General features: G+C 66.0%; 17 protein-coding genes. 9 read left to right on the forward strand and 8 right to left on the reverse strand.

The features are described 5' to 3' along the window. Positions 1-39 precede the first annotated feature (39 nt). Positions 40-1,023, forward strand: a complete 984-nt coding sequence (mca, locus tag ACQ1RG_RS10895; protein WP_095375728.1) for a mycothiol conjugate amidase Mca — start codon at positions 40-42, stop codon at positions 1,021-1,023. Next, a complete protein-coding gene (locus ACQ1RG_RS10900; protein ID WP_009374887.1) occupies positions 1,020-1,445 on the forward strand; it encodes a hypothetical protein in 426 nt (141 codons plus the stop codon). Before mca ends, ACQ1RG_RS10900 begins: the two co-directional genes overlap by 4 nt. A 107-nt stretch (positions 1,446-1,552) precedes the next feature. Here the strand turns inward: ACQ1RG_RS10900 and trhA are convergent, their stop codons facing one another. Beyond that, on the reverse strand, positions 1,553-2,314 hold the full coding sequence (gene trhA, locus ACQ1RG_RS10905; protein WP_009374888.1) for a PAQR family membrane homeostasis protein TrhA: 762 nt from the start codon (positions 2,312-2,314) through the stop codon (positions 1,553-1,555). A gap of 163 nt (positions 2,315-2,477) precedes the next feature. On the opposite strand from trhA, the gene ACQ1RG_RS10910 reads away from it, so the two are divergent. Then, positions 2,478-3,239, forward strand: a complete 762-nt coding sequence (locus tag ACQ1RG_RS10910) for an isoprenyl transferase (protein WP_009374889.1) — start codon at positions 2,478-2,480, stop codon at positions 3,237-3,239. A gap of 73 nt (positions 3,240-3,312) precedes the next feature. Here the strand turns inward: ACQ1RG_RS10910 and ACQ1RG_RS10915 are convergent, their stop codons facing one another. Then, on the reverse strand, positions 3,313-4,041 hold the full coding sequence (locus tag ACQ1RG_RS10915; RefSeq protein ID WP_259864616.1) for a class I SAM-dependent methyltransferase: 729 nt from the start codon (positions 4,039-4,041) through the stop codon (positions 3,313-3,315). Positions 4,042-4,242: 201 nt separating this feature from the next. On the opposite strand from ACQ1RG_RS10915, the gene ACQ1RG_RS10920 reads away from it, so the two are divergent. Further along, positions 4,243-5,550, forward strand: a complete 1,308-nt coding sequence (locus ACQ1RG_RS10920; RefSeq protein ID WP_009374891.1) for a PhoH family protein — start codon at positions 4,243-4,245, stop codon at positions 5,548-5,550. A gap of 197 nt (positions 5,551-5,747) precedes the next feature. Here the strand turns inward: ACQ1RG_RS10920 and ACQ1RG_RS10925 are convergent, their stop codons facing one another. The 3 genes from ACQ1RG_RS10925 to glpX form a co-directional block, all read right to left on the reverse strand. Then, the gene (locus ACQ1RG_RS10925; protein ID WP_095375731.1) at positions 5,748-7,151 is read right to left on the reverse strand and encodes a class II fumarate hydratase; all 1,404 of its coding nucleotides are present in this window, start codon (positions 7,149-7,151) and stop codon (positions 5,748-5,750) included. 75 nt (positions 7,152-7,226) lie between these two features. Continuing rightward, positions 7,227-7,853 (reverse strand): carbonic anhydrase, encoded by a 627-nt coding sequence (locus tag ACQ1RG_RS10930; protein ID WP_095375732.1) that lies wholly within the window; start codon positions 7,851-7,853, stop codon positions 7,227-7,229. Between the two features lie 41 nt (positions 7,854-7,894). Continuing rightward, a complete protein-coding gene (gene glpX, locus ACQ1RG_RS10935; protein WP_063249405.1) occupies positions 7,895-9,019 on the reverse strand; it encodes a class II fructose-bisphosphatase in 1,125 nt (374 codons plus the stop codon). Positions 9,020-9,220: 201 nt separating this feature from the next. Between glpX and ACQ1RG_RS10940 the strand changes: the two genes are divergently transcribed. Then, positions 9,221-9,790, forward strand: a complete 570-nt coding sequence (locus tag ACQ1RG_RS10940; RefSeq protein WP_144587906.1) for a DUF4245 domain-containing protein — start codon at positions 9,221-9,223, stop codon at positions 9,788-9,790. Positions 9,791-9,797: 7 nt separating this feature from the next. Here the strand turns inward: ACQ1RG_RS10940 and ACQ1RG_RS10945 are convergent, their stop codons facing one another. Together ACQ1RG_RS10945 and xseA are read right to left on the reverse strand one after the other, a co-directional pair. Further along, positions 9,798-10,034, reverse strand: coding sequence for an exodeoxyribonuclease VII small subunit (locus ACQ1RG_RS10945; RefSeq protein WP_063249403.1), 237 nt, complete (start codon positions 10,032-10,034; stop codon positions 9,798-9,800). A 2-nt stretch (positions 10,035-10,036) separates the two neighbouring features. After that, positions 10,037-11,338, reverse strand: coding sequence for an exodeoxyribonuclease VII large subunit (xseA, locus tag ACQ1RG_RS10950; protein WP_144587904.1), 1,302 nt, complete (start codon positions 11,336-11,338; stop codon positions 10,037-10,039). A 154-nt stretch (positions 11,339-11,492) separates the two neighbouring features. Between xseA and ACQ1RG_RS10955 the strand changes: the two genes are divergently transcribed. Next, positions 11,493-12,551 carry a 4-hydroxy-3-methylbut-2-enyl diphosphate reductase gene (locus ACQ1RG_RS10955; protein WP_430600871.1) on the forward strand — a complete coding sequence of 353 codons (1,059 nt, stop codon included), beginning with the start codon at positions 11,493-11,495 and terminating at the stop codon, positions 12,549-12,551. Between the two features lie 10 nt (positions 12,552-12,561). Here ACQ1RG_RS10955 and ACQ1RG_RS10960 read toward each other — a convergent pair whose 3' ends face one another. After that, positions 12,562-13,725, reverse strand: coding sequence for a DNA recombination protein RmuC (locus ACQ1RG_RS10960; RefSeq protein ID WP_430600119.1), 1,164 nt, complete (start codon positions 13,723-13,725; stop codon positions 12,562-12,564). Positions 13,726-13,798: 73 nt separating this feature from the next. On the opposite strand from ACQ1RG_RS10960, the gene ychF reads away from it, so the two are divergent. The 3 genes from ychF (at position 13,799) to ACQ1RG_RS10975 (ending at position 19,660) form a co-directional block, all read left to right on the forward strand. After that, complete coding sequence (gene ychF, locus ACQ1RG_RS10965) at positions 13,799-14,884, forward strand: redox-regulated ATPase YchF (RefSeq protein WP_063249398.1); 1,086 nt, start codon at positions 13,799-13,801, stop codon at positions 14,882-14,884. A 109-nt stretch (positions 14,885-14,993) separates the two neighbouring features. Beyond that, the gene (locus tag ACQ1RG_RS10970; protein ID WP_009374919.1) at positions 14,994-17,105 is read left to right on the forward strand and encodes a site-specific DNA-methyltransferase; all 2,112 of its coding nucleotides are present in this window, start codon (positions 14,994-14,996) and stop codon (positions 17,103-17,105) included. Further along, complete coding sequence (locus ACQ1RG_RS10975; protein ID WP_063249396.1) at positions 17,105-19,660, forward strand: DEAD/DEAH box helicase family protein; 2,556 nt, start codon at positions 17,105-17,107, stop codon at positions 19,658-19,660. Before ACQ1RG_RS10970 ends, ACQ1RG_RS10975 begins: the two co-directional genes overlap by 1 nt. The last annotated feature ends 37 nt before the right edge of the window (positions 19,661-19,697 follow it).

Consider the following 19,697-nt stretch of genomic DNA (forward strand, 5'->3'; position numbering starts at 1 on the left):
GAACGGCTCACAGCCGAACCGAGAGGGGACCATCGAGACATGTCTGCGCTTCCATACGATGGGCTGCGACTGCTGGCCGTCCACGCGCACCCTGACGACGAGTCGTCGAAGGGCGCGGCCACGAGTGCGAAGTACGCTGACCTCGGCGCGCGGGTCCTCATCGCCACGATGACCGGCGGCGAGGCCGGAGACATCCTCAACCCGGCTCTCCTCCAGTCTCCGAAGGCCTCCCGGGACATCGCCGGCCTCCGCCGTGAGGAGATGGCTGCGGCGGCCTCGGCGCTCGGGGCCGAGCACGTCTGGGTCGGTCACGTCGACTCGGGTCTGCCGGAAGGCGACTTCGACGAGGAGATCCCCGCCGGATGCTTCTACCGGGTGCCGACCGAGATCGCGATGCTCCCACTCGTCCACATCATCCGCCAGTTCCGTCCGCAGGTCGTGACCACCTACGACGAACTCGGCGGTTACCCTCACCCCGATCACATCAAGAACCACGCCGTGACCATGGCAGCCGTCGCCGCAGCCGCCGATCCCGACGCGCATCCCGAACTCGGCGCCCCGTGGTCGGTGCAGAAGGTCTACTACAACCAGGATCTGTCGGCGAAGAAGTGGATCACGATCCACGAGAAGATGCTCGAGGCCGGCCTCGAGTCTCCGTTCGCCGAGCACATCGACGACTTCCGCAAGCGCGCCGCCGAACGCCCCAACTGGCTCTCGACCCGCATCGACTGCCGCGGGTACTTCGACGCCCGCGATCGCGCGCTCCTCTCGCATGCGACGCAGATCGATCCCGAAGGCGGGTTCTTCTCCGCGTCCCGGCAGGCGGCGCGCACGTACTGGCCGACCGAGGAGTTCGAACTCGCGGTCGACGACACCGACCGTGAGCCGCTGAGACCGGGGGAGGACTTCCAGGAGTCCGATCTCTTCGCCGGCGTCCGCTTCGACGACGGTCGCCAGGTTCCTGCCGAGGGGATGCTGCCGTCCGCCTCGGACGCCGACGACCGTGAGGAGGAGAGCGCATGAGCCTCTCTGCCGTATCCGTGACGACCCTGCCGGCCCCCCTCTCGGTCCTCGCCGCGACGGAGACGCCGAGCGGGGGACCTGATCCCGACCTCGTCACCCCGGGAACGATCGGCTTCCTCACGACGTTCGCGATCGTCGTCGTGGCGATCTTCCTCATCCGCGACGCACTCAAGCGGGTGCGGCGGGTGCGTGCGCGCTCGCGCGCCAGCGACGCCTACCCGATTCCGCTGCGCAAGTATGCCGTGCCCAACCAGTCGACGCTCTCCGGGGCTAACGCGCCGGAGGCCGTACGCGATGACGAGCCGGACACGGGGGCCGACCGTGGAGAGTCGCCCGCCGAGGCAGCCGACCGTGACAGCGCCGACGACGGTGAGAGGCCGGCGGGGGAGACCCCACGTCCTGAGGGCACCGACCGCAGCTGAATCCGCCGAAGCCCCGAGCGAGTGAGCTCGGCGGCGCTCTCAGAGCCGCAGCCGGGACAGTCCGCTTCGTCTCGTCTCAGGTCGCGCCCTGTCCAGGGTGCGCCGTCTCAGTACGCGGCGACCGCCGCGACGAGCAGGGCTGCGAGATGGCAGCCGTAGCCGGCGATCGTGAGGATGTGGAAGATCTCGTGGAACCCGAGCCATTTCGGTGAGGGGTTCGGCCGTTTGATGCCGTAGATGACGGCTCCGGCGATGTAGCAGACTCCGCCGGCGACGACGAGGATGCCGACCGCGGGCAGAGTCGCCCAGATCTGCGGGATGTAGCCGACTCCGGCGATGCCGAAGCCGACGTAGATGGGAACGAAGAGCCACCTCGGCGCGGTGGTGAAGATCGTCCGGAACGCCACCCCGAGGGCTGCGGCACCCCAGAGGACGGACAGGAGCACGATCGCCTGCTGCGTGTCGAGCATGAGCACGGCCAGCGGAGTGTACGTGCCCGCGGTGATGAGGAAGATGTTCGCGTGGTCGAGACGGCGGAGGATGAGGCGAGCCTTGGTCCGCCAGCGGCCGCGGTGGTAGACCGCCGAGGTGCCGAAGAGGAGCATGCCGGTGACCGCGAAGATCGAGGCTGCCAGCCGCGATTCGATCGTCGGGGAGATGATGACGAGGGCGAAGCCGCCGATCATCGCCAGCGGGAACGCACCGGCATGGAACCATCCCCGCAGCTTGGGTTTGACCTGCCCGGCGAGCTTGCCGAGCTCGCTGCGCAGCGCCGAGCGGCGGCGGGCGACGCGGAGGGGATAGCGGGGCTCCCGCGGCGGATTCGCAGGCTGATCGAGCGCGGGCGGGTCCGTGACGGGAGCATTCATGACCCCAATCTATCCGGGTCTCCTGGCAGCCGGGCCAACGGCTCATGTGGTGGTCATGTGCGTTCCGTGTCCGCGCCTTCGCGGCAGCCGCAGGTCAGCGCGCTCGGGGATAGTACTCTGTATGGTGTTCGACCGACCGGCGAGGAATGGGAATGAGGACGTCGTGGCACGACCGGTGAGCCTGCTCTACCGTCTCTACGAGCGGAGACTGCTGCGCGAGCTCGAGACCTCGGTGCCCGTCCCCAGGCATGTCGGTGTCATCACCGACGGCAACCGGCGGTGGGCGAAGGAGTTCGGAGCGACCACCGCCGACGGGCACCGTGCGGGAGCGGACAAGATCGTCGAGTTCCTCGGCTGGTGCCAGGAGGTCGACGTCGAGATCGTCACCCTCTATGTCCTCTCGAAGGAGAACCTCGCCCGCTCCGCCGACGAGGTCGCCGTGCTCATCGAGATCATCTCCGACATGGTCGAGCGGATCGCGAAGCTCGACGGCGTGTGGGTCCAGCTCGTCGGGGACCTCGAGATCCTCCCACCCGACCTGCGGCAGCGCCTGGAAGCGGCGAGCTGTTCGGGGGAGGGCGGAATGCGCGTCAACGTCGCCGTCGGCTACGGGGGGCGACAGGAGATCGTCAACGCGGTCAAATCGCTGCTGCGCACCCGGCAGGACGAGGGCACGGACCTCGAGACGATCATCGCCGAACTCTCACCCGAGCAGATCGGCGCCCACCTCTACACGAAGGGCCAGCCGGACCCCGACCTCATCATCCGCTCCTCAGGCGAGCAGCGACTCTCCGGGTTCCTCATGTGGCAGTCGGCGTACTCGGAGTTCTACTTCTGCGAAACGTACTGGCCCGACTTCCGACGCACGGACTTCCTCCGGGCAGTGCGCGACTACGGCCTGCGCCAGCGCCGTTTCGGACGGTAGCCGCGCTATCCCGCGAGGCGGTGGATCCGCGCTGCGTCTCTGAGTCCGATGCTCATGCGCGGCGGTGGGATCGTCACAGTCTCTCGGCGAGGAAGACCCATTCCCGTCCGATCCGGTCCGGTGCGTCCCTGATCTCGCGTACGGCGAAGCCCGCCTGCTCCAGCGCCGAGGTGATCTCCGCCTTCCCGTGGAACCGCAGTCGGGAGCGGGATCCGATGGTGTCGCCGGTGGCGGCGAAGCGGTAGAGGTGGGTGAAGGAGACGAAGGGCAGGTCGACCTGTCCGAGGACGAACGTCTCGGTGACCTCGCCGATGCCTTCGACCTCCAGGGTCTTCGGCTGCCGGTCCGCCCAGTCCGTCCACGGCTTCGTCTCGGGGATCCGGGACTCGAAGGCGAGGTGGCCGCCCCGTCGCAGCCCGCGGGCGCAGTCGGCGAAGACGCCGCGCAGCTCATCGAGGCCGAGGAAGACCTGGGCGACGTTGCCCGTCATCGTCACGAGGTCGGCGTCGATCGCGGGGATGTCGGCCGAGGTGCCCGACCGGAAGTCGACGGACAGGGACTCCTTCGCGGCGACCGCCTCGGCGAAGTCGATCGAGGCCTGGGCGGGATCGATCCCGATTACTCGGATCCCGGTCCGGGCCAGCCTGCGGGCGAAGACCCCGGTTCCGCACCCGAGGTCGATGACCGTGCCGGCACCGAGTTCCGCGGCGATCGCCTCATAAAGGTCGAGGTCGTCACGGGGGCCGTCGAAGGCATCGTAGACCGCGACGAGCTGGGGGTTGTCGAAGATCGCATCCGGCATACCGCGAAGCTAACACACGCGGTCACGTTCGGACCGCGGCCATTCATGCGAAGTTCACGACGCGACTTGCCCGAATGCGCGTGCCGCTGCGTGCCCACGGTGTGATCGGGGATAGGTTGGCAGTAGTTGGTCGACACCAACCCGGGGTCCGGGTGATGTCAGGACTCGGACCTCGGCGCTACGTACGCCACAGGGGTCCCCATGGCCGAAAAGGTCCACACATACGTCCTCGACACCTCGGTGCTTCTCTCGGATCCGGGAGCACTGCTGAGATTCGCCGAGCACAACATCGTCATCCCTCTCGTCGTGGTCTCCGAGCTGGAGGCCAAACGGCACCATCCTGAGCTCGGCTTCACCGCCCGCAAGGCACTGCACATCCTCGACGATTTCCGATCCGACTTCGACCGCCTCGACGAACCGATCCCCGTCGGCGAGGCAGGGGGCACGCTGCGGGTCGAACTCAACCACGTCGACGCGTCGACGATGCCCGTCGGGTTCGACCGGTCGGAGAACGACACCCGCATCCTCGCCGTCGCCCGCAACCTCGCGGCCGAGGGCCACGACGTCGTCGTCGTGACGAAGGACGTGCCGATGCGCGTCAAGGCCTCGGCGCTCGGCCTCCAGGCCGAGGAGTACCTCGCCGAGCTCGCGACTGATTCGGGGTTCACGGGGATGAGCGAACTCGCGCTCGGGGACGAGGAGATGTCGGAGTTCTACGATTCCGGGCGGATCACCACCGATGCCGTCGCCGACGAGGTCGTCAACACCGGGGTCGTCATCACCTCGCCGCGCGGGTCGGCCCTCGGGCGGGTGCGGGCGAACAACCAGGTCACACTCGTGCGGGGGGATCGTGACATCTTCGGAGTCCACGGTCGCTCGGCCGAACAGCGGGTGGCCATCGACATGCTCCTCGACGACGATCTCGGCATCGTCTCGCTGGGAGGTCGAGCCGGAACGGGGAAGTCCGCGCTCGCTCTCATGGCGGGACTGCAGAAGGTCCTCGAGGAGAACAAGCACTCGAAGATCATGGTCTTCCGCCCGCTCTACGCCGTCGGCGGCCAGAACCTCGGCTACCTGCCCGGCAGCGAGGGCGAGAAGATGAACCCGTGGGCGGAGGCGGTGTTCGACACGCTCAGCGCGCTCGTGAGCAAGAACGTCATCGACGAAGTGACCAACCGCGGCCTCCTCGAGGTGCTGCCGCTCACGCACATCCGCGGCCGCTCCCTCCACGATGCCTTCGTCATCGTCGACGAGGCGCAGTCGCTCGAGCGCAACGTCCTGCTCACGGTGCTCTCGCGCATCGGCATGAACTCGAAGGTCGTCCTCACCCACGACGTCGCCCAGCGCGACAACCTCCGCGTGGGACGCCACGACGGGATCGCCGCGGTGATCGAGAAGCTCAAGGGCCACGACCTCTTCTCGCATGTGACCCTGACCCGCTCGGAGCGCTCGGAGATCGCGGCGCTGGTCACCGACGTGCTCGAGGAGTTCGACCCCTTCCGGTCGTAAGGCCCGGCGGCCCCAGGGCTGGGCGGTCCTGGGGCCAGCCGGCCCAGCCCACTCCAGACGCAGAAAGTGGTCACAGAACCGAGGAGATCTCGCCGAAACGGGCGAAATCCCTCGGTTCTGTGACCACATCTGTATGCGCCGACGCCGCAGAGGCGGAGGAGCCCCGCCGAGGCGGAGGGAGCTCCCGGGCGCGGGTCCTACTTGTAGGAGCCGATCATCGTCGTGACGTCGAGGGCCTTGTCGAGGTCGGCCTCGGTGATCGAGCCGTTCTCGACGAAGCCGAGGTCGATCGTCGCCTCCTTGACCGTCATCTTGTTTGCGACCGCGTGCTTGGCGATCTTCGCCGCCGCTTCGTAGCCGATGACCTTGTTCAGAGGCGTGACGATCGAGGGGCTCGCCTCGGCGAGGAAGCGGGCGCGCTCGACGTTCGCGGTGAGTCCGTCGATCATCTTCTCTGCCATCACCGTCGAGGCGTTGGCGAGCAGGCGGATCGACTCGAGGAGGTTCGAGGCCATGACGGGGATGCCGACGTTGAGTTCGAACGCGCCGTTCGTCGACGACAGCGCGACCGTGGTGTCGTTGCCGATGACCTGGGCTGCGACCTGGATCGTCGCCTCGCAGATGACCGGGTTGACCTTGCCGGGCATGATCGAGGAGCCGGGCTGGAGGTCGGGGATGGCGATCTCGCCGAGGCCGGTGTTCGGTCCCGACCCCATCCACCGCAGGTCGTTGCAGATCTTCATGTAGCCGTAGGCGATCGTCCGCAGCTGGCCCGAGGCCTCGATGAGGCCGTCGCGGTTGGCCTGCGCCTCGAAGTGGTTGCGGGCCTCGGTGATCGGCAGGCCGGTCTCCTCGGCGAGGAGTTCGACGACGCGGGCGGAGAAGCCGTCAGGGGTGTTGATGCCCGTGCCGACGGCGGTGCCGCCCTGCGGAACCTCGGCGACGCGGGGGAGTGCCGACTCGATGCGCTCGATGCCGTAGCGGACCTGCGCGGCGTATCCGCCGAACTCCTGGCCGAGTGTGACCGGAGTGGCGTCCATGAGGTGCGTGCGACCGGACTTGACGACCGAGGCGAACTCCTCGGCCTTCTTCTCCAGCGAGGTCGCCAGGGTGCCCATGGCCGGAATGAGCGTGTCCACGAGTGCCTTCGTCACCGCGACGTGGACCGAGGTGGGGAAGACGTCGTTCGACGACTGCGAGGCGTTGACGTGGTCGTTGGGGTGGACGCTGATGCCCTTGTCGGCGAGGGCCTTCGTCGCGAGCGAGGCGAGGACCTCGTTGGTGTTCATGTTCGACGAGGTGCCCGACCCGGTCTGGAAGACGTCGATCGGGAAGTCGGCATCGTACTTGCCGGCGATGACCTCGTCGGCGGCGTTCTGGATCGCTTCGGCACGGTCGGCGTCGAGGACGCCGAGTTCGAGGTTGGCCTTCGCCGCGGCCTTCTTCACCTGCGCGAGGGCGTGGATGTGGGCCGGTTCGAGGGTCTTGCCGGAGATCGGGAAGTTCTCGACGGCACGCTGCGTCTGCGCGCTGTAGAGGGCGTCCTTGGGGACCTTCACCTCTCCCATCGTGTCGTGTTCGATGCGAAACTCTTCGCTCATGCGTTGAACAGTCCTTTCGGTGATGAGTGTGCCCGCGTCTTCCGGCGAGTCCTCCCGCCGGATGCGCGGAACGGGTCAGGAGGCAAAAGGCGAGACCGCGGCCTCGTCGCCTCCGTACTGGGCGACGACGGTCGTATGACCGTCGTGGAGCTGGTAGGTCATGCCGACGATGATGAGTCGGCCCTCCTCGACGGCGCGTGAGATCAGCGTCGAGAGCTGCATGATCTTCTCCACCGTGTCGATGGTGTTCTGGACGACGGTCTCGTTGACGGTGGTGCGGTTGTTCTTCCTGGCACGGGCGACCGTGGGCAGGATGCGGGCGACGACGTCGGAGATGAACCCGGGCGGGGTGTCGCCGGTGTCATAGGCGTTGTAGGCCGCCGTGACCGCACCGCAGCTGTCGTGGCCGAGGACGACGAGCAGAGGGGTGCCGAGGACCTCGACACCGTACTCGAGCGAACCCAGGGTGACGGGGTCGACGACCTGTCCGGCGTTGCGGACGACGAACATGTCGCCGAGGCCGACGTCGAAGATCATCTCGGCGGCGACGCGGGAGTCGGCGCAGCCGAAGAGGGAGACGAACGGAGTCTGGTCGGCACTGACCGCCTCACGGCGGGCAGTGTCCTGGTTGGGGTGTTGGGGCTCATCGCTGACGAAGCGGCGATTGCCCTCCTGCAAGCGCTTCCAAGCCTGGTTGGGCATTGCGTCCTGACCTGCTTCCGGTGGTGGATGGGGCGTCGTGCTCAGACGAGTCCGCGGCGGGCCGCCTCTTCGGCGGCCTCGACGTAGGAGTGGGTCTTCGCGGCCTGGTGCTCGGCGAAGACCGAACGGACCGTGCCGGACTTCGAGCGCATGACCAGCGAATGCGTGGTCACGTGCCCGCCCTGGAACTTCACGCCGTTGAGCAGGTCGCCCTGCGTGATGCCGGTGGCGACGAAGTAGCAGTTGTCGCCGGTGACGAGGTCGTCGGTGCCGAGCACCTGGTCGACGTCGAGTCCGGCCTTGGCCGCGGCGTCACGTTCGCTGTCGTCCTGGGGCCACAGCCGGCCCTGGATGACTCCGCCGAGCGCCTTGATCGCACAGGCGGTGATGATGCCCTCGGGGGTACCGCCGATGCCCATGAGCATGTCGACCCCGGTGTCGGGGCGGCAGGCGGCGATCGCGCCGGCGACGTCGCCGTCGGTGATGAGGCGGATGCGGGCTCCGGCGGCGCGGATCGCGGCGATCGTCTCCTCGTGGCGGGGGCGGTCGAGGATCATCACGGTCACCGAGGCGGGATCCTTCGTTCCCTTGGCCTTGGCGACGCGGCGGATGTTCTCGGCGATCGGCAGGCGCAGGTCGACGGCGTCGGCGGCATCGGGGCCGGTGACGAGCTTCTCCATGTAGAACACGGCGGACGGATCGTACATTGCGCCGTCTTCGGTGACGGCCATGACGGAGATCGCGTTGGGCATGCCGAGGGCGGTCAGGCGGGTGCCGTCGATGGGATCGACGGCGACGTCGCAGCGGGCACCGCCGCCGTCGCCGACCTGTTCGCCGTTGAAGAGCATCGGCGCTTCGTCCTTCTCGCCCTCGCCGATGACGACGGTGCCGGCCATGCGGACGGAGGAGATGACATTGCGCATCGCGGCCACGGCTGCCCCGTCGGCGGCGTTCTTGTCACCGCGGCCGACCCAGGGGGCGGCGGCGATGGCTGCGGCTTCGGTGACGCGAACGAGTTCGAGGGCGAGGTTGCGGTCCGGTGCGCCGGCTCCCACCTGGGCCTGCTGGGACCATTCGTCGGTCACTGCGACCGGTGGCGCATCGGCGTCCACTCGGCCCCGGTCATGATGCGATTTCACGTCAACTGCGTCCTGGGAGTCACTCATGCCTCCAATTGTGCCACCCTCGCCGGGGCCGGACGGACAGCGGAGCGGGTGAGCGGAACTGCCGGAGCCGGCGCTCCTGCTGTGATCGTGAGCACGAGAGAGGAGTACGGATTGGCTCACGGGCGCTCGCGCGAGGACAATGGGGGAGTGAATGTCCGCAGCATCGACGAAGCGGCGCCAGCCGCTGTCAAGGGAGTTTCCATGTCCGACCAGTCCGGAGTCGTCCTTCCCGGGTCCCGGGAGGAGATGCGCCTGCTGCGGAAGAAGTCGAACTGGGTGAACATGACCGTGGCGATCGCTGCGTGCATGGCCCTCGTCGTCGTCGTCCTCCTCATGGCGCCGCAGCCGGAGGTCGATTCCGAGCGGGTCGTCGACTACAAGGCGATCGCCGAGCAGTCGCAGGAGAACAGCGACTTCGATCTCATCGTCCCCGACGTCCCCACCGGGTGGACGTCGAACGAGGCGAACCTCGATGCGATCAAGGGTTCGGACTCGTCGTCCTGGTACCTCTCGTTCCTCGGTCCCGACGACCAGTGGGTGAGCCTCGAGCAGGCTCGTGCCTCGGAGAAGTGGGCTGAAGGCAAGGTCGAGGGCGCCACGGCCGCAGAGACCGTCGAGGTCAGCGGCAGCACCTTCCAGGTCTATCGCACGGAGGATGCCAAGGAGTACTGGGTGACGTCGAAGGGCGACATGTTCGTCGTCCTCAAGGCCATCGCCGCACCGGACACGATCAACTCCTTCGCCGATCAGGTCGCCGCTCAGCTCGGTTGAGCCGGCCTCAGTCCTCGTCGCCTGCGTCCTCGCGCGCCTTCTCGAGTCGTTCGCGAGCCCCGTCGAGCCAGGCCTGGCACCGATCGGCGAGTGATTCGCCGCGCTCCCACAGTCGCAGGGACTCCTCGAGAGGGAGGTTGCCCGCTTCCAGCCTGCGCACGGTGGCCACGAGCTCTTCACGGGCCTGTTCGTAGCTGAGCGTGCTGATGTCGGCTTCGTCCTGTCCGGTCACCGGTTCGGTCATGGTCAGTTCCTCGTTTCTTCGGTCTGTTCGTCGATCTTCGTTACGTCGGCATCGAACCGTCCCCGGGCCACCCTGACGTGGACGGGAGAGCCGACCTCGACCTCGGCGGCATCGCGCACGGCGACGCCCTCGGCGGTCTGGACGACGGCATAGCCGCGTTCGAGTGTGCGCAGCGGCGAGAGCGACCGCGCCTGCGAACGGAGGTGGGTGATCTCGTTCTGCGCATTGCCCACCAGGCCGATCGTCGCCTGCAGGCTGCGACGGCGGATGACGCGCAGTTCGTCCTCACGGGCGTCGACCATCGTCTGCGGTTCGGCGAGCACCGGTCGTGAGCGGACGGCGGTAAGCATCTCCTGTTCGCGGTCGACGATGCGGTTGACGGCGGCGTCGAGGAGGGCACGGGCGTTGAGGATGCCGAGTGCCTCCTCGGCGACATCGGGGACGATGCGCTTCGCCGCATCGGTCGGGGTCGAGGCGCGCAGGTCGGCGACCTCGTCGAGGATCGGGCGGTCGGCCTCGTGCCCGATCGCGGAGACGACCGGGGTCGTCGCATTTGAGACCGCGCGGACGAGCGCTTCGTTCGAGAAGGGCAGCAGATCCTCCATGCTGCCGCCGCCGCGGGCGATGACGATGATGTCGATCTCCGGGTCGGCGTCGAGTTCGGCGAGGTTCTTCATCACCCCGGGCACCGCATCGGGACCCTGGACGGCAGTGTTGCGGATCTCGAACTCGGCGGCGGGCCAGCGGATGTGGACGTTGCGCACGACGTCCTTCTGCGCATCTGAGTCCCGGCCGGTGATGAGCCCGATCCGGTTGGGCAGGAACGGCAGGCGCTTCTTCCTGGCGGGGTCGAAGAGGCCTTCGGCGGCGAGCTGCTTCTTCAGCCGCTCGAGCCTGGCGAGGAGCTCGCCGAGGCCGACGGCGCGGATGTCGTTGGCCCGCATCGTCAGGCGCCCGGTCTTCGTCCAGAAGTCCGCCTTGAGATTCGCGACGACGTGGCTGCCCTCGGACAGCTCCGCGCCCGTGCGGTCGAGGACGTTCTTCCAGATCTGGACGGGCAGGGACATCTCGACGTCGGTGTCGCGCAGGGTGAGGTAGCTCGCCTTGCCGCGATGATTGAGTTCGACGACCTGGCCCTCGACCCACACGCTCGACATCCGGTCGATGTAGGTCTTCATCTTGTTCGAGAGCAGGCTGAGCGGCCACGGGTTCTCCGCCGTGGTCTCGGCGGCGGTGGCCGGCAGCTCCTGCGGGTCGACCGACTCGCCGAGCGTCCCGGGTGTTCCCGATATGCGTTGCGCCATCACTTCTCCTTGTCCCGGCCCAGCCTAGCGAACGGTGCAGACATGAGGGGACTGCCCGCCTGTGCGTGTGGCCTGCGTGTGGAATGGTTCACCTTTGTGGCCGACGTTCAGACAGGAGACCTAGACTGGGACCGTGACTGCCGTATCTGTTCCCATGCCCACGATCCCGCGCAAGCGCATCGCCCCGGAGGACATCCGGACGCCTGCCGGCAGCGACCAGAAGGTGCTGCTCGCCGCTCCGCGCGGGTACTGCGCCGGAGTCGACCGCGCTGTCATCGCGGTTGAGCGAGCCCTCGAGCACTACGGCGCACCCGTCTACGTGCGCAAGGAGATCGTCCACAACCGCCATGTCGTCGAGACGCTGTCCGAGCGCGGTGCCGTGTTCGTCAACGAGACCGACGAGGTGCCCAAGGGTGCCCGTGTCGTGTTCTCTGCCCATGGCGTCTCCCCAGCTGTCCACGCCGAGGCGGCCGCCCGTGATCTTGCGACGATCGACGCGACCTGTCCGCTGGTGACGAAGGTCCACCGGGAGGCCGTGCGCTTCGCCCGTGACGGGTACCAGATCCTCCTCGTCGGCCATGCCGGCCACGAAGAGGTCGAGGGCACGATGGGCGAGGCTCCCGAGCACATCACGCTCATCCAGAATCCCGAGGAAGCGAAGACCGTCGAGGTCGAGAACACGGACAAGCTCGTGTGGATCTCGCAGACGACGCTGAGCGTCGACGAGACGATGGCGACCGTCGACATCCTCCGGCAGCGCTTCCCCCAGCTCCAGGATCCGCCGAGCGATGACATCTGCTACGCGACCCAGAACCGTCAGGTCGCGGTGAAGAAGATCGCTCCGCAGGCCGACCTCGTCCTCGTCGTCGGTTCCGCGAACTCCTCGAACTCCGTGCGTCTCGTCGAGGTCGCCCTCGAACACGGGGCGAAGGCCGCTCACCGCATCGACTTCGCCCGCGAGGTCGACGAGACCTGGTTCCACGACGTCGCCACCGTCGGCGTCACCTCGGGTGCGAGCGTGCCCGACGGGCTCGTGCAGGATCTGCTCGGGCTCCTCGCCGACTACGGCTTCGCCTCGGTCGAGGAAATCGTCACCGCGGAGGAGGATCTCATGTTCTCCCTGCCGCGTGAACTCCGCAAGGATCTCAAGGCCGCGGGCAAGAAGACCTCGAACAAGCGCGATGGCGCTGACCGTCAGCACGACATCATCTGAGAGCGCCCGGTCATTGCGTGCCGGTACGCGGCCTCCTCAGCTCGGTCGGATCATCGCCAAAGCGCGGACGTGAGAGTTCAGCGGCGCTGATCCCTCGACTGTGCGCATCGAGTTCGGCCACCGTGTCGAGTTCGTCGACGACGATGCCTGTCGACGGGAACTTCCTCGCCGTGACGAGGAACCGCGATTCGAACGACGAGACGAACCGGTTGTAGTCCTCGACCGAACGATCGAGACTCGATCCCATCTTCGACAGGTGCGAGACAAGGGTGCCGACCCGTTCGTAGAGTTCGGTGCCGAGTTTGAGCACCTCCGCGGCCGAGGTGCTCATGTCCGCCTGTTGCCAGTTAAGGGCGACGGTCTTGAGGAGGACGAGGAGGGTAGCCGGGGAGGCGAGGACGACGTTCTTGCCCAGGGCGTGGTCGATCATCTTCGGATATGTCGCCGCAGCGGCGGAGAGCAGCCCGTCGGTGGGGACGAAGCAGACGACGAAGTCCGGTGCCGTGTCGAAGGCCTTCCAGTACTCCTTCGACGCGAGGGAGTCGACGTGGCGCAGCAGGGCACGTGCATGGTTGCCGTCGATCTCGCCGTCCTCGTCCATCCGGGCTGAGAGCGGGGTCTTCGCGTCGATGACGATCGTGCCGCCGCCGGGCAGGTGGACGATCATGTCGGGTCGGTGCCGCTGTCCATCCTTCTCGGCGCTGACCTGGGTGTCGAAGTCGACGTGGGGGAGGAGTCCCGCGTATTCGACGATGCGGCGCAGCTGCACTTCTCCCCAGTCTCCGCGCTTGGTCGTCGAGTTCAGGGCGTTTGCAAGCGACCCGGTCGACTCCTGCAGGCGGAGGTTCTGCTGGCTGAGGTGGGAGATCTGCGCATTGAGGCGGGTGATCTGCTCGAGCTGCGCCCGGTCCTGGGTCTGCACGCTCTCGTGGAGGTGCCTCACACTGGCCGCGAGCGGGCCGATGGCGGCGGTGAGCTCACCGGCCATCTGCGCATCGGCTTCGAGGTCCTCGGTCCGGTTCGTCAGGATCTGCGAGGTCGTTTCCGCCCGGGTGAGCCGCTCGACGTAGCGGGCGCGGGTGAGGGCGCGGCCGAGGAGGAAGCCGAGCGCGGCTGCGAGGACGATTGCCAGGAAGAAGGCGGCGATGACGCCGCCGGCAGGGATTGCGTTCATGGGTTCAGCGTGACAGACGGCACGGACACGGGAATTCGGGGACCGCCTCGGCGCCGGGATAGACTTGACTACCGTGGCACTGACAATCGGAATCGTGGGACTGCCCAATGTCGGCAAGTCGACCATGTTTAATGCACTGACCAAGAACCAGGTTCTCGCGGCGAACTACCCGTTCGCGACGATCGAGCCGAATGTGGGCGTCGTCCCCCTGCCGGATGCGCGGCTGACCCGTCTGGCGGAGATCTTCGGCTCGGAGCGGATCCTCAACGCCACCGTCGACTTCGTCGACATCGCCGGCATCGTCCGCGGTGCCTCGGAGGGGGAGGGTCTGGGCAACCAGTTCCTCGCAAACATCCGTGAGGCGGATGCGATCTGCCAGGTCATCCGCGGTTTCGTCGATGACGACGTCGTCCACGTCGACGGCAAGATCAGCCCTGCCGATGACATCGACACGATCAACACCGAGCTCATCCTCGCCGACCTGCAGACGCTGGAGAAGGCGCGCCCACGCATCGAGAAGGACGTCAAGGGTAAGCGCGCCCCTGCCGAGCTGCTCACCGCGATGGACGCTGCGACCGAGATCCTCGAGGGCGGGCGGACGCTCTACCAGGCGATGCAGGCGGACAAATTCGACGTCACGCCGCTGCGCGAGCTGCAGCTGATGACGACGAAGCCGTTCCTCTATGTCTTCAACGTCGATGACGAGGTGCTCGGCGATGAGGCGAAGAAGGAGGAGATGCGCGCGCTCGTCGCTCCGGTCGAGGCGATCTTCCTCGATGCGAAGTTCGAATCCGAGCTCGCCGAGCTCGATGAGGACGAGGCACGCGAGATGCTCGAGTCCACGGGCCAGGAGGAGAGCGGCCTCGATCAGCTCGCTCGCGTCGGCTTCGACACGCTCGGCCTGCAGACCTACCTCACCGCGGGGCCGAAGGAATCGCGGGCGTGGACGATCCCGAAGGGTGCCACCGCCCCCGAGGCGGCCGGAGTGATCCACACCGACTTCCAGAAGGGCTTCATCAAGGCCGAGGTCGTGTCCTTCGATGATCTCGACGCCAACGGGTCGATGGCTGCCGCGAAGTCGGCCGGCAAGGTCCGGATGGAGGGCAAGGACTACGTCATGGTCGACGGCGACGTCGTGGAGTTCCGGTTTAACGTGTGATATCCCTGCGACCAGGGGTTTTACCCACGTCTACCGCTACAAAACGGCGAAGCGCAGGCAGTTTGTTGCGGGTTTTGTAGCGCTACAGGTCACAACTAAGAGGAGAGACATGTCACGGCTGACCGACCTGCTCCGTGCCGCCAAGCAGCTCGACCCCCGCCTGGGCGAAGATCTTGAAGCGGAGATTCGTCCGTTTCAGAAGCGGCTCCCGTTCGGCCTCAACTTCGAGCGCCATGCACCCGAAGCCGTCGAACTCGCCGGGCACAAGGTCCGCAAGGGCAGCAAGGTCCGAGTCCTGCCCCCGCGTGGCTCGACCGAGCGCGGCGATCAGCGCCTCTGGCGCGTCGACGCCATCACCGGTGACGCCGCGCAGGTGTCCCTCCACGATGGTTCCTCCGAAGAGCCTGAGCCCGTCGCCCTCGACGACCTCATCCTCGTCGCTGAGTTCCGCGACCGGATCTACCCCGGCCTGCGCCCCGATGGCACCGTCGAGCGCGGCGGAGACAAGCCCTTCCACACCGTCATCAATGGCGAGAACTTCCACGTTCTCGAACAGCTTACCTTTACGCACGCAGGCTCCGTCGACGCGATCTACATCGATCCGCCGTACAACAGCGGCGCGCGAGACTGGAAGTACAACAACGATTACGTCGAAGGTGACGACCTCTACCGCCACTCGAAGTGGCTCGCTTTCATGGAGCGGCGACTCAAACTTGCCAAGCGGCTTCTCAATCCCTATGACTCCGTCCTTATTGTCACTATCGACGAAAAGGAATATCTGCGGCTCGGTCTACTCCTGGAGCAGACCTTCCCGGAGGCGCAGATCCAGATGGTGACGAGCGTGATAGCACCCCAGGGTAGCGCGCGGGGTAGATTCTTCAAGCGCTCCGAAGAGTATGTGTACTGCGTCTACCTTGGAGAAGCCGCCGTTGCACCCCTTCCGCTTGGAAAGGAGTGGGGAGGGACCTCCACGGCCACAGTACGCGGTTCTATACACTGGGCCAGCCTCAAGCGCACGGGCACAGGTGCTCGACGCGTCGATCGAGAAGGCATGTTCTATCCTGTCTTCCTAAACTCCGACGCAACACGTTTTATGGGTGTCGGCAACCCGCCTGGTGCCGGTGCATCTCGTTTTGAGGTGCCAGTTCCAAGCGGGTGCGTTGCCGTCTGGCCGACGCGTCGAGATGGCAGTGAAGGTCGTTGGCAGGTCGGACCTGACTCACTCAGATCTTTAATCGAATCAGGGTATGCGCGGCTCGGGCTACCGAAAGGTGCGGACACAGCAATCTCCTACCTGAAGTCTGGGGAGCAGAAGAAGATCGGCTCTGACTATAAGGTGATCGCGCGCGCGGACGACGGCTCGATCATCACCGACGATGGTGATATTCAAGAGGCGGCCTTCCGTCCAACCACCGTTTGGACTTTGGCTCGCCATAGCGCTGGGCACCACGGTAGTAATCTGCTTCGGAATCTGATCCCAGAGCGTTCGTTTCCGTTTCCAAAGAGCCTGTATGCCGTTGAAGACGTCCTCCGGTTCTTTGTTGCCAATAAGCCTGATGCCACGGTTCTCGACTTTTTTGCAGGGTCAGGGACTACTGCGCACGCAGTCATGCGTCTCAACAAGCAGGACCTTGGGCGGCGCCAGTGCATCTCAGTGACGAACAATGAAGTTTCCTCGGCGGAGCAGGTCAAGCTTCGCAAGAATGGCCTGCGTCCGGGCGATTCGGAGTGGGAGAAGTTTGGTATATGCGATTATGTAACCAAGCCGCGAATTAAGGCTGCCATTACCGGTCTGACCCCGGAGGGTGCGCCAATTAAAGGTGACTACAAATTCACCGACGAGTTCCCAATGTCCGACGGGTTTGATGAGAATGTCGCATTCTTTACGCTCACGTATGAGTCGCCGTGGCGAGTTGGTACTGACCGTGCGTTCGCGGCGATCGCTCCCATGTTGTGGCTGCGCGCCGGTGCCGTGGGGCGTCGCATCGATTCGATCTCCAACGGATGGGACGTAGCTGACAGCTACGGCATTATCAACGACCTCGACCAGGTTGCCGACTTCATTGCCGCGCTTGAACGCGTTGACGGTGTCCGGATCGCCTATATCGTCACCGACGACGAGGGTCGCTACCAGCAGATCGCCAACGAGATCCCTTACCTGGAAACGGTTCGGCTCTACGAGGACTACCTGCGCAACTGCGAAAGTGTAGGTGACTTCTGATGCGCTACACACTCAAGGACTACCAAGCAGACGCTGTCGGGGACACGCTGCGCGAGCTTGCTGCTGCGCGCGACTTCTTCCGCAGTGCCAGTAAGCGCGTCAGCTCCGTCGCCCTCGCCGCGACAACCGGTGCGGGCAAGACCGTCATGGCCGCTGCTGTCATCGAAGCGCTGTTCTGGGGGAGCGACGACTACGACGTCGTACCCGACTCCGATGCTGTCGTGCTGTGGTTCAGTGACGACCCAGCGCTCAACCAGCAGACGAAGCACCGGCTGGAACAGGCCTCAGACCGGCTCCGCAACCGGCTCATCACCGTCGAGCATCCGTTCCGGTACTCGAAGCTGCAGCCCGGGAACGTGTACTTCCTCAACACCTCGAAGCTCTCGCGCAACAGTCTCCTCGTGCGCGGAGCTGACAACACCGAGACGCTGCCCGGCTTCGACACGAACCCCGACACCGTCCCCTTCACCTTCTGGGACACGCTGCGCAACACGATCGAGGACCCCAACTCGACGCTCTACATGGTCCTCGATGAGGCACACCGTGGGATGGGTCGGAAGTCTTCCACGGACACGCCGACCATCGTCAAGCGGCTCATCAACGGCAACAACGGCGTCCCGCCGATGCCGATCGTCTGGGGAATTTCGGCCACCGTTCAGCGCTTCGAGCAGGCTATGGACGAGGCCCAGGTCCAGGAGAGCCGCGTTCACCTGCGCACGATCACCGTCGACTCGGTGCGGATCCAAGAATCGGGCCTGCTCAAGGATGACATCGTCCTCGACTTCCCGGCAGAGGCCGGGGACTTCAACACGGTGCTGCTGCGTCGCGGGGTCCGGAAGATCAAGGACATGAGCGCAGCCTGGGCGCAGTACGCGTCGGAACAGAGCGACCAGGAACCCGTCAACCCGCTCCTCGTGCTGCAGGTGCCCAACAAACCATCGCCGACCGAGATGGCCGCGGCCATCGACACGATCCGCGACGAATGGCCCGAATTGGGGCATGACGCGATCGCGCACGTGTTCGGCGACCACAAGGTGCACAGGTTCGGACCGTACAGCGTCCCCTACATCTCGCCCGAGCGAGTGCAGGACGCGGACTACATTCGTGTGCTACTGGCCAAAGACGCGATCAGTACGGGCTGGGACTGCCCCCGGGCCGAAGTTATGGTGTCGTTCCGTCCCGCGAAGGACGAAACCCACATCGCGCAGTTGCTCGGCCGCATGATCCGGACGCCGCTCGCGCGACGCGTCGAAGGCGACGACCTTCTCAACAGCGTCGAGTGCATCCTGCCGCGCTTCAACAAGGCCACCGCCAGCCTCGTGCTCGAAAAAATCATGGGCAGCGAAGTCCTCGACGGCGACGGCGGCACAGGTCAGCGAGTCCTCATCGACCCGGTGCTCATGACGCCGAATCCTGCCATCCCGGATGAAGTCTGGGAGCTGTTCTCAGCGCTGCCTGCAGAGACACTGCCGCGCAAGCACGCGAACCCCATCAAGCGCCTCACCTCGCTGGCGCACGCTCTCGCAGCTGATGGGATCGTGAAGGACGCGGGACGTATCTCGCACGAGCGCCTCCACGGCGTCCTCAACGGGCTCGCTGCTCAGTACGCGAAAGAACTCGCGAAGGCCGAGAGTGACGTCCTCACGGTCACCGGCGGGACGGTGCGAGGATACCGCGGGCTCCGTACCGACGACACCTGGACCGAGGAAGCTGACGACCGCGCCATCCAGGAGGCTTACCGGCAGGGAGCTCGCACGATCACCCCTGACATCGCGCGAACCTACATCGATCACCTCGCAGCAGATGCTGACGACGAGGAAGTTCTGCGCGATGCGCACGTGCGAGTCGCAGCGGTCGCGCTGTTGCCGCAGACGCGTCCCGCGCTCGACGACGCAGCCGACAATCTCGCGTCCGAGTGGCTCGGCAAGCACCGCGTCGATATCAAGGGCCTCACGGAGTCCAGGCAGAGCCTCTACGCCGAGATCACGGCCATGAGCACGGATCCTCAGCTTCTCTCGATGGCGCTACCGAAGAACCGGCAAGAAGAAACGAAGCGGTCGGTGGGGGAGTCCACGCAGCTGCTCGAACGTCGTCCGCTGCACCTCCTTGCTGATGAGGAAGGCATTTTCCCGGTCGGAAAGCTGAACCCGGACGAGATCGAGGTCCTTGACAAGGAAGCCGAACGTGGCGACCAGCTTGGCTGGTACCGCAACCCGACCGGCGGCCGTGACTCGATGAGCCTCGCTTACCAGGACCGACACGGCGAGTGGCGGACACTGCGACCCGACTTCTTGTTCTTCATCGACAGTGCACGTGGCGTCAAGGCCAACATCGTCGACCCTCACGGCGCATGGCTGCCCGACGCGCTCGCGAAGCTTCGGGGTATGGCCCGATTCGCCGAGGTCTACGGCGACAGCTTCCACCGCATCGAGTCCATCTCCCGCGTGGACGGGAAGCTCCGGGTCCTGGACTTCACACTCCCCGAGGTGCGCGCCGCGGTGCGAGAGGCGATCGACGCAGACTCGGTCTACAGGGGATGCTCTGTGGAGTACTGAACGATACGGTGGTCGGAGCGACTCGACTACGACTGCT

The sequence above is a fragment of the Brevibacterium sp. K72 genome (assembly GCF_050562175.1).
Classification (GTDB): Bacteria; Actinomycetota; Actinomycetes; order Actinomycetales; family Brevibacteriaceae; genus Brevibacterium; species Brevibacterium casei.

Excerpts from the sequence above, each read along its gene's own strand:
- ACQ1RG_RS10960 (WP_430600119.1), bottom strand. The coding sequence starts at position 13,725 with ATGAACGCAATCCCTGCCGGCGGCGTCATCGCCGCCTTCTTCCTGGCA.
- trhA (WP_009374888.1), bottom strand. The coding sequence starts at position 2,314 with ATGAATGCTCCCGTCACGGACCCGCCCGCGCTCGATCAGCCTGCGAAT.
- ACQ1RG_RS10920 (WP_009374891.1), top strand. The coding sequence starts at position 4,243 with ATGGCCGAAAAGGTCCACACATACGTCCTCGACACCTCGGTGCTTCTC.
- mca (WP_095375728.1), top strand. The coding sequence starts at position 40 with ATGTCTGCGCTTCCATACGATGGGCTGCGACTGCTGGCCGTCCACGCG.
- ACQ1RG_RS10900 (WP_009374887.1), top strand. The coding sequence starts at position 1,020 with ATGAGCCTCTCTGCCGTATCCGTGACGACCCTGCCGGCCCCCCTCTCG.
- ACQ1RG_RS10955 (WP_430600871.1), top strand. The coding sequence starts at position 11,493 with ATGCCCACGATCCCGCGCAAGCGCATCGCCCCGGAGGACATCCGGACG.
- glpX (WP_063249405.1), bottom strand. The coding sequence starts at position 9,019 with ATGAGTGACTCCCAGGACGCAGTTGACGTGAAATCGCATCATGACCGG.
- ACQ1RG_RS10970 (WP_009374919.1), top strand. The coding sequence starts at position 14,994 with ATGTCACGGCTGACCGACCTGCTCCGTGCCGCCAAGCAGCTCGACCCC.
- ACQ1RG_RS10945 (WP_063249403.1), bottom strand. The coding sequence starts at position 10,034 with ATGACCGAACCGGTGACCGGACAGGACGAAGCCGACATCAGCACGCTC.
- xseA (WP_144587904.1), bottom strand. The coding sequence starts at position 11,338 with ATGGCGCAACGCATATCGGGAACACCCGGGACGCTCGGCGAGTCGGTC.
- ACQ1RG_RS10940 (WP_144587906.1), top strand. The coding sequence starts at position 9,221 with ATGTCCGACCAGTCCGGAGTCGTCCTTCCCGGGTCCCGGGAGGAGATG.
- ACQ1RG_RS10975 (WP_063249396.1), top strand. The coding sequence starts at position 17,105 with ATGCGCTACACACTCAAGGACTACCAAGCAGACGCTGTCGGGGACACG.
- ACQ1RG_RS10915 (WP_259864616.1), bottom strand. The coding sequence starts at position 4,041 with ATGCCGGATGCGATCTTCGACAACCCCCAGCTCGTCGCGGTCTACGAT.
- ACQ1RG_RS10925 (WP_095375731.1), bottom strand. The coding sequence starts at position 7,151 with ATGAGCGAAGAGTTTCGCATCGAACACGACACGATGGGAGAGGTGAAG.
- ACQ1RG_RS10930 (WP_095375732.1), bottom strand. The coding sequence starts at position 7,853 with ATGCCCAACCAGGCTTGGAAGCGCTTGCAGGAGGGCAATCGCCGCTTC.